The organism is Paraeggerthella sp. (assembly GCF_048427265.1).
In the GTDB taxonomy this organism is placed as follows: Bacteria; Actinomycetota; Coriobacteriia; order Coriobacteriales; family Eggerthellaceae; genus Paraeggerthella; species Paraeggerthella hominis.
The window spans coordinates 34,140-49,094 of record NZ_DBFOSR010000031.1 but is presented as its reverse complement, the minus strand read 5'-3'; the positions used below and the strand labels follow the sequence as shown (position 1 = coordinate 49,094).

The window sequence follows — 14,955 nt, the reverse complement described above, 5'->3', positions numbered from 1 at the left end:
GTAAGGGGGACCGACTATGTCGGCTCAAACCGATTCTCCGGCGAAAGCGTCCGGAGAGAGCATCGAGCAGTTCGGCTACAAGCAAGAACTGCGAAGGGGCATGGGTCTGTGGGATGTCGTGTTGTACGGCGTCCTGTTTATGGTGATCATTGCGCCGCAGTCCATCTTTGGCACTATCCAGCAAAACAGCCACGGCATGACGCCGTTGGTGTACATCATTGGTTTCGTGGCTATCTTGTTCACGGCCATGAGCTACATGCGTATGTCGAAGCGGTTTCCCATTGCAGGTTCCGTGTATTCGTACGTGCAGCGCGGCATGAACCCCCATGTGGGCTTCATCGCGGGTTGGCTTATCCTGCTGGACTACGTGTTGGTGCCGTCGTTGCTCATCGTCATGGTGATGAACTGGGGCGTCGCACTCATTCCGGGTAGCCCGGCGTGGCTGTGGGCCGTGGTGTTCATCGCGTTTAACACGTTCGTGAACATTCGCGGTATTCAAATGAACCGTGGCGTCGACTGGATCATCTTCATCGTCGAGATTGTGGCCGTTGTCGCTTTCATCGCTTTGGGTACGCAATTCGTGCTGGGCGGCGGCGGTGCGGGTGGCTTCGTGCTTGATCCCATTTACCAGCCGGGACAGGTTGATGCTCACTTTGTCGCGGCAGGCATCTCCATTGCCGCACTCTCGTTCCTAGGCTTTGACGGCATGTCGACGTTGGCCGAGGAAACGCGCGAGCCTGAAAAGAACATCGGTAGGGGTATTATCATCGCGCTTTCCATCATCATCGTCGTGTTCGTGGCGCAGACCTATATCGCCGCTATCGTGCAGCCCGACTGGGCGGCTACCGACCCTGACATGGGCTTCTTCGATTCTGTCTACTTGGTTGGCGGCCCGGTGTTCTACAAGATCATGCTGTTGGTTAACATTGTTGCCGTCGGTATTGCGAACATCATTAACGCACAAATGGCTTCTTCTCGCTTGCTGTACTCCATGGGCCGCGACGGCGTTATCCCGCGCGTGTTCGGCAAGGTGCATCCCAAGTTCAAGACGCCGTGGGTTGCTTCCATCTTCTTGGGTGTTGTTACGCTGTGCCTCGCCCTTCCGCTGCAGGACTACATGGGTACGCTGGCAGGTTTCGTGAACTTTGGCGCCTTGGCATCCTTCATTTTGCTGAACTTCGCGGTGTTCTGGTTCTTCTTCGTAAAAGAGAAGAAGCGTACGTCGTTCAAAGACGTGTTGATGTATCTGATTTGCCCCTGGATCGGCATTTTCATCCTAGGGTACGTGTTTACCGGCTTTGAATGGACCACCTATGCGGTGGGCATTTCCTGGATGGTCATCGGCCTGATTATCGGCGCGGTGAAATCGAAGGGCTACAAGGAGGTTCCGGAGGCGTTTAAGCATCTGGAAGTGTAGCGCGCAGGCGATTGATTGTTGAGCGGGCGGCCTTCGGGTCGCCCGCATTGCCGTTCGGGTTGGTGCGTTCGCTTGGCGCGCGACGGCGCTTTGCGTTTGCCTGCGCAGCGGCTCGCGCGGGTGTCGGTATACTATGCTGATCAAGGCGGATCTACGCGAAGGGGGAGCGATGGGGGCTTCGAAAGCGCGCAATGCGGTTCTGGCGGTGGGGGCCATTATGGTGGACGTGGTGTGCTGCGTACCGGCGCTGCCAGCCTCGGGCGAAGGCGTGGTGGTCGAGTCGTCGCGCGCCGTCGTGGGAGGCTGCGCGTTCAACTCTGCGAACGCTGCGCGCCAGTTGGGGGCCGACTGCACCTTGTTTGCGCCCGTGGGCGAGGGTATCTACGCAGGGTTTGTAGAAGGTGCGCTTGCGCAGCGCGGCTTGCAGGCGCCGTTGCGCGTGAAAGGCCGCGACAACGGATCTTGCACGTGCTTGGTCGAGCCTGATGGACAGCGCACGATGATCACTTCGCCGGGCGTCGAGCGCTACTTCGAGCGGTCGTGGTTCGACGCCATCGACGCTGCGCATGTTTCGTGCGGTCTTGCCAGCGGATACGAGATAGAGGGTTCCGGCGGCAACGCTATCATCGAGTTCTTTGAAGAGCATCCCGAAATCCAGTTCTTCTATGCGCCCGGTCCGCGCATTTTGGGCGTGGGGCCGGAGAAGCACGCGCGCATCAACGCGCTTCGCCCCATTTGGCACCTGAACGATCAGGAGGCCCTTGCGTACACCGGTTGCTCGACGCTTGAAGATGCGGCTCGCGTTCTGGCTGCAGCTTGCGAAAACGCCGTGGTCATCACGGCGGGTGCTGCCGGCTCCTTTGTGCTTGAAGGGCCGGACGCTTGTTTTGCCAACGTTGCAACGGAGGCGGTTCGCGTGGCCGATACCGTGGGAGCGGGCGATGCTCATCTGGGCGCGCTTGCGGCTGCGCGCGCTGCGGGCCGTTCGTGGAAGGAATCGCTTGAGCTTGCGAACAAGGTGGCGTCTGGCGTATGCTCGGTTGAGGGTGCAACGCTTTCTGACGAGGCGTTCGCTCGGTTGGGCGTGGCGCTGTAGCGACGCGCCTGCAATTCGGCCGCGAGGTTGCCGTCGATGAAGGCGGCGCTCCGCTTGCGGGGTCTCGCGTTCGCTCGCGAAGGGATGTGCGCACGAAAAACCGCCATCGCTGGCAGGTTTTGACGTTTAGGGGTTGTCGGGCGGTGCGTCGTTCTTGCTGTCATGAGGCTTGCTTTTTATTTTGCCTGGTCGCGGCCTTGGGCTATTGCACTGCTCTTTTGCGAGCGCCCGTCCGGCGGGGTTCAACGACCTCAAACCGTGAAAACCTGCCAGCGATGGAGGTTTTTCGTGCGCAAGCTTGCTGGGAGAAGGCGCCGAGCGATGCGCGTGCGCGCGAAAGCGAAAGGCAGCCGGCCTGGGCGCGTCTGGAGAGGCCGCGTGCTGGGGTCGCACGTTGGGACGCGGCCTGGGAAGCCGTGCGTTGGGGCGCGTTTGGAGAGGCCGCGCGTTCGGGCGCCTGTTGGGGCCGCGCTCCCGCTCCCCGGCTGCGTGCCACGCGTCCGGGGCTCGTCCGGGCGCCCGTTGAGGCCGTTCGCTCGGCGCCCGTTGCTGCGCTTCCCGGCTGCGCGTTCGCCCGCGCGTCGCCGCGACCCGATCCCGCAGCCAGCGCACGCTGCGACCCGACCTCGCAACCCGATCCCGCAGCCCGCGCGCCGCCGCGACCCGATCTCGCGGCGGCCCGACGGCAATCCGGCTCGCACCGGCTTGTGGCTTTCGGCTTGCAGCATATATGTGCTGCAGGTTCGTTCGCCTGCCTTTCGCGCTTGGCGAAGAGCCTTGCGGTATCATGGTCGCCAGACGAGATCATGGAAAGATGGCGGGTGATATGAAGCGGTTTTCGGTACTGGGCGACTCCATCAGCACGTTCGAGGGGTGCAACCCCGAAGGATTCGACGTGTTCTACGAGAACGAGCGTCGCGACGCAACCGGCGTTCGCCTTGTGGAGGACACCTGGTGGGCGCAGGTTATCGAGCAATGCGGCGGCGAGCTGTTGAGCAACGGTTCGTTCTCTGGAAGCATGGTGGAGGGCGCGGGTTTTCCTGCGGCAAACAGTGCTGAGCGCATTGCGGCGCTGGCGAAAGACGGCGTTGCGCCCGATGAGATCCTTGTGTTCATAGGCATCAACGATTACGGGTGGGGCGGCCCGGCCGCCCAAGCTGCGGGCCGCGGAAACGCCCTGCCAGCAACGCTTGATCTGTCCGCCATTCCGGAAGCCGAGGCGGGCCTGGCTTCTGCCGATGCGGCCGAGCGGTTCGGCCAGGCGTATAGTGCGATGCTCGCTCGTATGCGCGCTGCGTATCCGCAGGCCAAAGTGTGGTGCTGCACGCTGTGCCCCGGTCGCATGGAGGGCTCTGTCCATTCGACGTTCGCGTACCGGTTGCGGGGCGTTCATTTCGATCGCTATAACGACGCTATTCGCCTGGCCGCCGAATCGAACGGATGCTGCGTTGCCGACGTTCGCGCTTTGGGCCGCGATTACGAAGCTCTTGAGGGGACCCACCCGACAAAGCGCGGCATGGCGCAGTTTGCCCTTATGGTCTTGCATGCGATGGCAGCATGCGATGGCGGCTCGCTCGAAGGCCGCGCTTCGAGCCTTCTTGTCGATGACGCGTTCGGCAGCGCTCCTCGCTCGTTCGAGACGTGCCGGAAGCCCGCTTGCGTCGGTTGCACATACGCCGGAGCTACGGGAAACAAGTGGCTTTGCGTGTGCCGAAGGGACGACGAAGCGCGCAGCGAATAGAGCTGCCCGGCGCACGCGTCCGGCTCGCGGCGCGCCTCACAACAAAAAAGTGAAAGGATATTCCTTCATGCAAGGGAAACCTCTTGTTCTATTGCTGCTGGTTTTATACGGAGCAGCATTTCTTGCGGGGTTCAATGAAAACCTCGTAAACATGGCTCTCGTATCCATCATGGCCGATTACGGAGTGGATTCCGTGACGGCCCAGTGGTTGGTGACGGGATACATGATCGTTGCCACCGTGGTGGTCATGTGCATGGCGTTTCTATACCGACGCTTCCACTTGCGCACGCTGTTTTTCGCTGCATCGGCTTTGAGCTTCGCTGGTTCTGCGATGGGGCTTGTTGCGAACGGGTTCGAGATGCTGTTCGCAGCGCGCTTGGTGCAAGCGGTGGGCACGGGCATATTCATCCCTCTTATGATGAACACGATCGTGACCGTTACGCCCAAAAACAAACTGGGCACCTATTTGTCCATTGGTGGCTGCACCATCACGTTCGGTCCTGCCTTGGCTCCGGTGGTATGCGGGGCTTTGGTGACGACGTTCGGCTGGCACAGCATTTTCGTGGTTCCCATGGTTGCGATGGCGATCCTGTTCGGCCTAGGGCTTCGCTTCGTGAAGAACCTGGAAACCAGCGAAGCTCACCTTGACGTTCTTTCCGTCGTCCTTGCGGCCGTGCTGCTAACCGCGCTTTCGCTTGGGTTGGTGCAATTGACTATCGACGTGCCTTTGGCGCTTGGCTCTCTGGCGGCTTCGGCTCTTCTGTCGGTGGCGTTCGTCGTGCGTCAGCTGCGTTGCAGCCATCCGCTCATCGATCTTGAGCCGCTGAGAAACCGAGCCTTCTGGCCCGCGTTGTTGCTGGCAACCGTCTCGATGATCAGCATGTTCTCCATGAGCGTGCTGCTTCCGCTGTATTTCGAGGGCGCCGCCGGCATGACTGCTCTTTCCGCGGGGTTGGTCATTCTGGTTCCCGTGCTGGCGAATGCGGGCACGACGCTGCTTGGCGGACGCATTATGGACAAGCGCGGCGAATGGCCCCTGTTGCCGTTAGGCTTCGGTGCCATCGCCCTCGGGTTCATCGCCTTGGCGCTGGCCGGGCCTACGCTGTCTATTCCCGTTGTGTTCGCGGCCGCGCTGCTCATGTACGTGGCGGTTGGCTTCGTGTTCTCGCCTTCTCAAACAGCGGGCTTGCGCACGCTGCCGCCGCAGCAAAATCCGTTTGGCGTGGCTCTTATGACCACGGTTGTTCAAATTGCGGCATGCGTTGGCCCGTCCCTTTACATTGGCATCATGTCGACGGGACAGATTGCGGCCGTCGCTCAGGGAGCGAGCGCGTCCCAGGCTGCGGCCGAAGGGTTTTCGCTGGCCATGTTGGTGGCAAGCGGGGTGGCCGCAGCCGGGTTCGTGCTGTCGTTTCTGTACGCTCGCGCCGCGCGAAAGCGAACTGCCGAGCGCATCGGGCATTCCGTGCCGTGCTTGGCCCTGCTGATGGAGCCCGATCCGTACACGATGCCTGCCGATTCGACGGTAAGCCAGGTCATGCGCGCGTTCGTGGATCTTAAGGTGAGCGGCTTGCCTCTTGTGGATGCGGCGGGGCATCCGGTGGGCTTCGTGTCCGACGGCGACGTCATGCGCTATCTTGCCGACCGTCATCCGGTGGTCACGGGCGCGTACTCGCTTATGAAGGCAGCCAACGACCAGGGCATCGACGAACGCTTGCGCGAGCTCATGCTGCTGCCGGCGCGCACGATAGCCACGGAGAAGCTGATCGCGCTTGATGCCGACGCCACGCTCGAAGAGGCATGTTCGTTGCTGGCGTCGCGCCGACTGAAGAAGGTCCCGGTGGTAAGCGAGGGCCTTGTGGCGGGAACCGTCAACCGTTCTGACGTGTTGCGCTACGCCATGGACACGGTTTTGCAGGCCGCGCCGGTGCGGTAGCGGCAAAGGTTCTCGGCTGCTTTGTTATTATGTGTGAATATGTCGTACAATAATTCTCACGTGAAGGCAAAGACCAGGAGCCGACAAAGGCCGGCACCCGTTCCTTGGATAAAGGTGGTGCGCCCATGGGGGCAGCGTTCGGAGAGGTCGAAACCAGTGCCTATGTAATCGACGGCGACTATCGCATCGTCTATTTCAACGATAAGGCTGCGGAGTCTTTTCCTGGCTTGCAATGGGGAATGTGCTGCTATCACGCTTTGCGCGGCGAATCGGCGCCGTGCCACGATTGCCCGTTGCTGCTCGATCACAGCAACAAGGGCCTTCTGTACAATCAGGTGCTTCAAAGCTGGGTGGAAACGGAAGTCAGCGATATCGAATGGCCCGGTGCGGGCGATTGCCATATATTCTTGAGCCGCAAAACCGACAAGCCTGATTTAGGGGTGCCCGATTCTCCGCCGATCGATTCTTTGACCGGCTTGTACACGCGCGCAGCATTTTTCCGCGCCGTCGCCGACGCCCTTGCCGCCCACCCGAATCGCTCGTACTGCCTGATGGCCATCGACATCGAGCACTTCAAGCTGTTCAACGAATGGCATGGAGAAGAGGCCGGGGACCGATTTCTCGAAGAAGTGGGAAGGTTGCTCAGGGAGGCGTCGGTGCAGCAAAACGGAGTGGCGGGATACTTGCGCGGCGACGATTTCTGCATGCTGATTCCCTGTTCGCCCAAGGCGATCGAGGGTTTGCAAGGCCGTATTTCGCAAAGCACGCTACGGCATGGGCGGGGCATGGGGTTTTTGCCGGCCTTCGGCTTGTATCTTGTTGACGATCGGTCGCTTCCCGTAAGCACGATGTACGATCGAGCGTTGCTGGCGCTGGCTTCGGTCAAAGGCGACTACGCGCAGCGCTCGCGATGGTACGACGAGGGCATGCTGCGAGAGATCGAGGACGATCACTCCCTTTTGCTGGAGGTTCAGCGTGCCTTGTCGAACGGGGAGATTACGTTCTACGCGCAGCCGAAGTGCAACATCACTACGGGAAAGATCGTGGGTCTTGAGGCGCTCGTGCGCTGGGATCATCCCGAGCGGGGGCTGATTCCTCCTGATCGATTTATTCCCATGTTGGAGCGAAATGGGCTAATTACCACTCTTGACCTGCACATTTGGGAAGAAGTGTGCTGCTCTCTTCGCGAATGGATGAAAAGGGGCCACGCGCCCGTTCCCATTTCCGTCAATGTGTCGCGCCGGGATTTGTACGCGTTGGACGTTCTTGCCATGTTCGAGGAGCTGATCCGCAAATACGGCATCGACCCTCGCTTGCTAGCGGTTGAAATTACCGAAAGCGCCTACGTTGAAGACTGCGATCTGATGGCGGTTATCGTCGATGGGTTGCACGATCTGGGTCTTTCGGTGCACATGGACGATTTCGGCAGCGGGTACTCGTCGCTCAACATGCTGAAAGACGTAAGCGTCGATGTTCTGAAACTGGACATGAAGTTGCTTGAGGCTGTGGACGCGCGCAGCCGCAAGGGGCGCGGCATTCTGGAATCGATCATCGGCATGGCAAGGCTCCTGGATATGCAGGTCATTGCGGAAGGGGTCGAAACCGAGTCTCAACGCGCGTTGCTTGCGCAGATGGGATGTTTGTACGGGCAGGGGTACTTCTTCTACCGTCCCATGTCGAAAGAGGAGTTCGAGCCGCTTATCGCTGCTCGGAGAAACGTCGATTTCCGCGGTATGCAGGCCGATTCGATCGACCAGTTCAGCATTCGAGATTTGATTGAGAGCAAAATGCTGAGCAAAACCATGTTCGACGACATCATGGGCGCCTTGGTGCTGTACGACTTCCATGATGGCGAAGTGGAATTGCTGAGCGCCAACGAGCACTATTGCCAGCTTACGGGCATTGACCCCGTTGACCTGCACGAACAGCGGTATAGCTTCGCACGTCAGGCGTACGAGGCCGATTGGGATGAAATTGTGGCGGCGTTCGAAAGCGCTCGCCAAAGCGTTCCGAACGGTGCTACCGCCGTGGTGCGGCGCATGCGCGCTGGCGAAAAGACCGTTCATTTGCAAATGCGCCTAGTTTTTTTGCGCGAGCGCGACGGACATGCGCTTTACCTGGGGTCTTTGAGGGACGTGACTCAAGAGCAGCAGCAGGCGCGCCAGCTGGAAACCTCGCGCCGCGCGCTTTCTGCGGTGGCGGGCGCGAATTCGCCGGATTTCTCGCTGATGAACCTGACCGAAGAAAATCGCAAGACCGCCTTGTCCATTTCCGCTCAAATGTCGCCGGGCGGCTTGATCGGCGGGTACTGCGAGCCGGGCTTCCCTCTGTATTTCGCCAATGCGGCCATGGTGGACCTTCTGGGGTACGATTCCTACGAAGAGCTGGCGGAATCCATTGACTGGCAGGTTGGCAACACCATCCATCCCGACGATTTCGACTCGGTTGTGGCCGACATCGGCCCCGAATACTACGTGGGCCTTGAGTACACCACAACGTATCGCATGACCAAAAAGGACGGAACGTGGTTCTGGACCATCGACAAAGGGCGCGTCGTGGAGGCCGAGGACGGGCGGATGGCCATTGTCAGCGCGTGCACGGACATCACCGAAGTGATGATGGTTCAGCAGCATCTTGCGGAGCGCAACCGATTTTTGCTGAGCCGCAACGACGAGCTGGCGTTTTTGAACGAAGACATGCCCGGAGGATACCATCGCTGCCTCGACGGCCCCACGCATGACTTCTTGTATATAAGCGATCGCTTTCTTGAGATGTTCGGCTATACGCACGAAGAGATCAAGGAGCTGTTCGATGACAAGTACATGAATATGATCCACCCCGAAGATCGCGAGCGCGTTCTGAAGGGGGTGGCCTCCTTGAAGGAGGGCGATGCGCAGCCGTTCCCCTTGGAGTATCGCATGCGAGCAAAAAGCGGGTATCGTTGGGTGGTTGATCAAAGCCGCTTTTTGGAGTACGAGGGAACGTCGTTTTTGCAGGGCGTTGTGGTCGACGTGACCGAAACGGTTGAGCTTCGCAACATGATGCGCATTTTGATGGAGCATACGCCCAACGACATCGTGCTGCTGTCGTGGTCCGACCGCGAACGCGTGCGCGCACACGTGGTGGCGTGCGGGGTGTCGGGGAAGCACGGTCTTTCCTGCGAGCAGTACGAGAAGGTTGTCTTGGATCATCTGTATGCTCGGTCCGAGGAAGGCGAGCGTCGCCTTGTCGACCTGATTGCTGATAAAATCGAATGCGGGGAAGAGGCTGTTGTCGTTACGAAAGCCCGATTCTCAGGGCAGGAAGACGTTTGGATGCACATTGAAGCGCGCCGGGTCGAGATGCTGCCGGCGAAGCATACGGCCTTGTGCTTGTGCACCGATGTGACCGAAATCAAAGACCGCCAGCAAGAGCTTTGGCTTGCCCAACGAAAGCTCGAGGGCGTTTTGAGCCAGGCTGGCGTGAAAATTTGGGATTGGGATATGGAGAACAATCGACTGGTGCTTTCTCGAAGCGAGGTGGTCGATCGGGTGTTGGGCCATGTCGGTCGCATAGAGGAGAGCCTGATGATAGTTGAAGGGTTCGACCTTGAAGACCTTCCGTTCCGTTACGTTCCTCCTGGATATCGGCAGGTGTTCACCAACTTTTTCCGTCGCGTTTACGCTGCGCGGGATCATGCCCGCTTGTCGTTCGAGGCGCCGTTCGAGCTTGACGGCGAAACCACCATCTGGCTGGAGACCGCGTGCGAGACCGTGCGCGACGACCGAGGTCGGCCCATTCGCGCTGTGGGGTACTACCTTGACGTGACCGACCGTCGAAACGAGTCCTTGCGCAGCAAGGCGAACGTCGAGGCGCTGCGGCAGCTGAAGGAGCAGAGCGGGCAGTTGGCTAAGATGGCGGAAACGGATGCGCTGACGGGGCTGCGCAATCGGCAGTCCGCCATTCCCAAGATAGAGGGTCGTCTGCGTGCTGTGCGCGAAGGGTCGTTGAACGAGCTGCCGTGCGCGCTGGTCATGCTGGATTTGGATTCCTTCAAGCTGGCCAACGACGTGTTCGGCCACGCTTACGGAGACGAAGTCATCACGCACATGGCCAAATCGTTGCAAGCCGTGTTCCCCGATAACATCGTGTGCCGCATGGGCGGCGATGAGTTCTTGGTGTGGTGCGAGGACGTTGACGTTGCGTCGCTCGAGAACGCCCTTGACCGGGCTTTGCGCGCGATGGAGGTTCGTCGCGTGACGGATGGCCGTACCTTCTTGTTCTCGGCTTCGGCGGGGTATGTTTTGGCGCCGCAGGAGGGCGCTTCGTTCGACGAGCTGTATCGGAAGGCCGATGAGGCGCTGTTCTCGGCCAAGATGAACGGAAAGCGCTCATGTGCGGGGTATTCGCCCGATATGAAAAGCATCCGTTGCGAACTTGCCGAATGATCGAGGAGCAACTGCGGAGTATTGTGCGATGCGCTTGACATCTTTCGAGGTCGGTTTACAATCCTGATTTAGCACTCGAAGGCTGAGACTGCTAAATCAGGATGCTTCCATGCGCGAAGACGGTTGGCAGCTTGGCCCTTTGCATGACAGACGACGAAACGAAAGGGAGCGATGCCGACCATGCGCAAGTTCAAGACAGAGAGCAAGAAACTGCTCGACCTCATGATTAACTCCATTTACACGAACCGCGAGATATTCCTTCGCGAGCTTATTTCGAATGCGTCCGACGCGGTGGATAAGCTGTACTTCAAAAGCCTTACCGACAAAGATATCCAGCTGAGCAAGGACGAGCTGCGCATTCAGGTGTCGTTCGACAAGGATGCGCGCACCGTTACCGTCAGCGACAGCGGCTTGGGCATGACCAAGGACGACCTGGATCTCAATCTGGGCACTATCGCTCATTCCGACAGCATGGCCTTCAAGGCCGATAATGCCGAGGTGCAGGGCGAGGATGTGGACATCATCGGCCAGTTCGGCGTGGGTTTCTACTCCGCTTTCATGGTGGCCAAGAGCGTGCGCGTGGTTTCGAAAGCGTACGGCAGCGACGAAGCGTGGGCTTGGGAAAGCGACGGCGTTGAGGGCTACAGCATTTCCGAGGCGCAGCGCGACGGGCACGGCACCGACGTCATCCTTACGCTCAAGGACAACACCGACGACGACAACTACGATACGTTCCTGTCCGAGTACGGCTTGAAGAACCTGATCAAGCGCTACAGCAATTACGTGCGCTACCCCGTGCAGATGGAAGTTTCCAAGACGCGCGAGAAGCCGAAGCCCGAGGATGCGGGTGACGACTACACGCCCGAGTACGAGGATTACACCGAGGTCGAAACCATCAACTCGATGATTCCCATTTGGAAGCGCCGCGCCTCCGAAGTTACCGACGAGGAGTACAACGAGTTCTACAAGACCGACTTCCACGACTTCTCCGACCCGGCGCGTACGTTCAGCATTCATGCCGAGGGCGCGCTCAGCTACGACGCGCTGCTGTTCATTCCGGGCCGCGCTCCGTACGACCTGTACAGCAAGGACTTCAAGAAGGGCCTGGCCCTGTACAGCTCCAACGTGCTCATCATGGAGAAGTGCGAGGAGCTTTTGCCTGACCATTACAACTTCGTGCGCGGCGTGGTGGACAGCCAGGACCTGACGCTCAACATTTCGCGCGAGACGTTGCAGCACAACAGCCAGCTGCGCGCCATTGCCAAGAAGATCGAGAAGAAGATCACCTCCGAGCTCAAGAAGATGCGCGACAACGACCGCGAGGCGTACGAGAAGTTCTTCGAGGATTTCGGTCGCGGCTTGGAATTCGGCATTTACACGAGCTACGGCATGTTGAAGGACGAGCTGGCCGAGCTGCTGCTGTTCTACTCCGCCAAGCAGCAGAAACTGGTCACGCTTGACGAGTACCTGGAAGCCGCACCGGCTGATCAGAAGGCTATCTACTACGCTGCGGGCGAGAGCATCGAGCGCTTGGGCAAGATGCCCATCGTGAAGACGGTGCTCGAGAAGGGCTACGACGTGCTGCTGTGCACGCGCGACGTGGACGAGTTCTGCTTCCAGTCGATGATGGCGTACGGTCCCGAGCCCGAGCTTGACGCCGACGACAAGCCCATCGAGGGCACCGGCCCCAAGGAGCTCAAGAACGTGGCTTCGGGCGATTTGGATCTGGCCTCCGAGGAAGAGAAGAAGGAAGCCGAAGAAACCGCCAAGGAGAACGAGACCCTGTTCGCGGCCATGAAGGATGCTCTGGGCGATGCCGTGACGAAGGTGAGCGTGTCGTCGCGCTTGAGTGATGCGCCCGCGTGCATTACGGCGGCGGGTCCGGTGTCGCTTGAGATGGAGCGCATCATGGCTCAGATGCCCGATGGGGCCGAAGGCCCGAAATCCGAGCGCGTGCTGGAGATCAACGCGAAGCACCCCGTGTTCGAGGTGCTGAAAGAAGCGCAGGCGGGCGGCGATGCCGATAAGGTGAAGCTCTACGCCGACATCCTGTACAACCAGGCGCTGATCGTGGAGGGCATGCCCATCGACGATCCCGTGGCTTACGCAAACGCAGTAACGAAGCTTATGGCCTAACTTGTTTCGGCGGTTGACGACCGCCGAAACATGCCGACGCTATGGCCCGCGTGACGCACTGCGCCAGCCAGGGCGACAGGTCAAGAAAGCTCGCATGCAACCTGCACGTTGAAACTGCCCCGCCGAATCGGCGGGGCAGTTCGCATTCGGGACTCGTGAACGTGCGAATCAGGGACGCTACAGCGGCCCGCGCGGTGTGCTGCGTTAACGAGGGCGCACTCGTTACAGCTCCTGATGTGCGTCCAGCTTGTCCCGTGCGCTCACGGCGACGGCGCCTGCTGCAACGGCCGTCACGGCGGCTCCAATGACCACGGCTTCGGCGGAGTCGCCAGTGCGTGCGAGCGGCTTGGGATCGGGCTTGGCCGTCGGCACCGGCACCGGCGTCGGTTCGGGCTGGGGTTGGGGCTCTGGCTCGGGTGCAGGATCGGGACCGTTCTTGATGGCAATGCGCCCCTGACCGCCTTCGCTTGCGTATTCGCTGCCGATGACGCCTTTCAAGTCGTATTTCAGGTACTCGATCAATGCGGCGTTGTCCACGTCGAGCAGCACGGGATCGTCTGCCTTGAACATGGTCATGCCGTCGCCGCCCTCCATGATCATATAGGTGTGCGACACCATCTTGTACGTTCTTTCCGTATCGAGCGGCCGTCCGTCCACCAGCACGTCTCGCACGCGGTATTCTCCGGCCACGCGCACGAAGCTTCCCTTGTCGTCGATCTCGATGGACGAGGGCACGTCGGTGCGCACGGCGTAGGTTACGCCAGACGTCTGCATGAATCCGCCGCTTCCTTCGGGTAGCTTGCTCGCGCCCATTTCAAGTGCATCCAGAATGTTCTGGCCCTTGGTTTCTATGTAGCAGAGCTGGTTGCTGTAGGGCTGCACGTCGATAACGTCTCCGTACGTGATCGTTCCCGGTTCGATGTTCGCGCGGATGCCGCCGCCGTTGACAAGCGCCACCTCGGCTATTATGCCGCCATGCCAGGCGAGGGCCAGGTACGCGTCCGCCACGAAATCGCCTAGGTTCGTCTCGCGCTGACGAACGGCCCAGGTGTAGTTGTCGCTTTCGGTTGCGATAAGCCGTACGTCCGAATAGCCTACCTTCTGCCCCGTTATCGCTTCTATCTGGGCTTTCTTGTTGTTGACGACCGCCGCCGTTGCTGCGTCGATGCCGTCCCATGCCGTTATCAGCTTGCCTGCGCAGGCGCCCGCGCTTGCTGCAATCCTGTTGGCGGCGGGATCGATGATGACTCGCCCGATGCTTTCAAGCTGGGTTCCCGTTTGCGTGACCAGCACTGGAACGCCGTCCTTGTTGAGCAGCGTGTCCACGTACTCTTCGTGAGAGTGCCCGTCGATCATCACGTCGATACCGGAGGTGTTCGCCACCACGCTGCTGCTGCTCCAACGCGGGGTCACGCCGGAGCGTCCCAGGTGCCCCATGGCAACCACGTAGTTCGCGCCGGCCTCGCGCGCTTCGTTGACGGCGTTCTGCACGGCTGCGTACAGCTTGGAACCCGAGTCGTCTTCGCAAAACCCGTAGACGTACGCGCCGCTTTGGTCCTGGAAATGCGCGGGCGAAGATTTCGTCAGCGACTCGGGCGTGCAAATGCCCACGAACGCCACGCGCTTCTGCCCGGCGGACGTTTCGTACGTGCGCATGGCGTACGGGTCGAGCATGAGGTTGCCCGTGCGCAGGTCGGTGAAGTTGCACGACAGGTACTGGATTGGCCCGGCCTGCGGGTCCGATGCGTCCTTTGCACGCGAAACCAGCACGTTGAACTGGTCCATTCCGTAGTCGAACTCGTGATTGCCTGGGATGGCCATATCGTAGCGACACTGTTTCATGATGTCGATCAGGTACTCGCCCTTCGAGAGCGTGCCCATGGCCTTGCCCTGCACGGCATCGCCCGCGTCGACCAGCGTGACGTTGTCGCTTCCGTAGGTCGAGCGTGCGGTTTTCACGTAGTCGGCCAGCTTCGCGTAGCCCAGATTCTCGTCCACGGCGCAATGCACGTCGTTCGTATGGACGATGACGATGGGGCCGGGTGCCGCGGCGGCTTCGATCTCGTCGGCGAGCGCGCGTCCGGGAATTCCCAGCGTTGCAAGTGCGACGGCGGATAGAGCGCAGAACGATCGACGGGTCATTGGATAGGCCATGGTGCCCCCTATTCATGAGAAGCGCGTGTTCTCCAAAACGCTGCGAGT

Annotated in this window: 7 protein-coding genes; 6 read left to right on the top strand and 1 reads right to left on the bottom strand. The window is 60.1% G+C overall.

What is annotated here, in order from left to right; translation table 11 throughout:
- Window positions 1–16 precede the first annotated feature (16 nt).
- The 6 genes from ACMNI9_RS03345 (at window position 17) to htpG (ending at window position 12,753) form a co-directional block, all read left to right on the top strand.
- Entirely contained in the window at window positions 17–1,417 is a 1,401-nt protein-coding gene (locus ACMNI9_RS03345; RefSeq protein WP_418830863.1) for an APC family permease, read from the top strand.
- Between the two features lie 169 nt (window positions 1,418–1,586).
- The gene (locus ACMNI9_RS03340) at window positions 1,587–2,513 is read left to right on the top strand and encodes a PfkB family carbohydrate kinase (protein ID WP_225749617.1); all 927 of its coding nucleotides are present in this window, start codon (window positions 1,587–1,589) and stop codon (window positions 2,511–2,513) included.
- 826 nt (window positions 2,514–3,339) lie between these two features.
- Window positions 3,340–4,254, top strand: a complete 915-nt coding sequence (locus tag ACMNI9_RS03335; RefSeq protein WP_418830862.1) for an SGNH/GDSL hydrolase family protein — start codon at window positions 3,340–3,342, stop codon at window positions 4,252–4,254.
- A 67-nt stretch (window positions 4,255–4,321) separates the two neighbouring features.
- Window positions 4,322–6,190 carry an MFS transporter gene (locus tag ACMNI9_RS03330; protein WP_418830860.1) on the top strand — a complete coding sequence of 623 codons (1,869 nt, stop codon included), beginning with the start codon at window positions 4,322–4,324 and terminating at the stop codon, window positions 6,188–6,190.
- Window positions 6,191–6,315: 125 nt separating this feature from the next.
- Complete coding sequence (locus tag ACMNI9_RS03325) at window positions 6,316–10,617, top strand: EAL domain-containing protein (protein ID WP_418830858.1); 4,302 nt, start codon at window positions 6,316–6,318, stop codon at window positions 10,615–10,617.
- Window positions 10,618–10,797: 180 nt separating this feature from the next.
- A complete protein-coding gene (gene htpG / locus ACMNI9_RS03320) occupies window positions 10,798–12,753 on the top strand; it encodes a molecular chaperone HtpG (RefSeq protein ID WP_216529153.1) in 1,956 nt (651 codons plus the stop codon).
- A gap of 222 nt (window positions 12,754–12,975) precedes the next feature.
- On the opposite strand, the gene ACMNI9_RS03315 is transcribed toward htpG, so the two are convergent.
- A complete protein-coding gene (locus ACMNI9_RS03315; RefSeq protein ID WP_418830856.1) occupies window positions 12,976–14,907 on the bottom strand; it encodes a bifunctional metallophosphatase/5'-nucleotidase in 1,932 nt (643 codons plus the stop codon).
- Window positions 14,908–14,955: the final 48 nt, after the last annotated feature.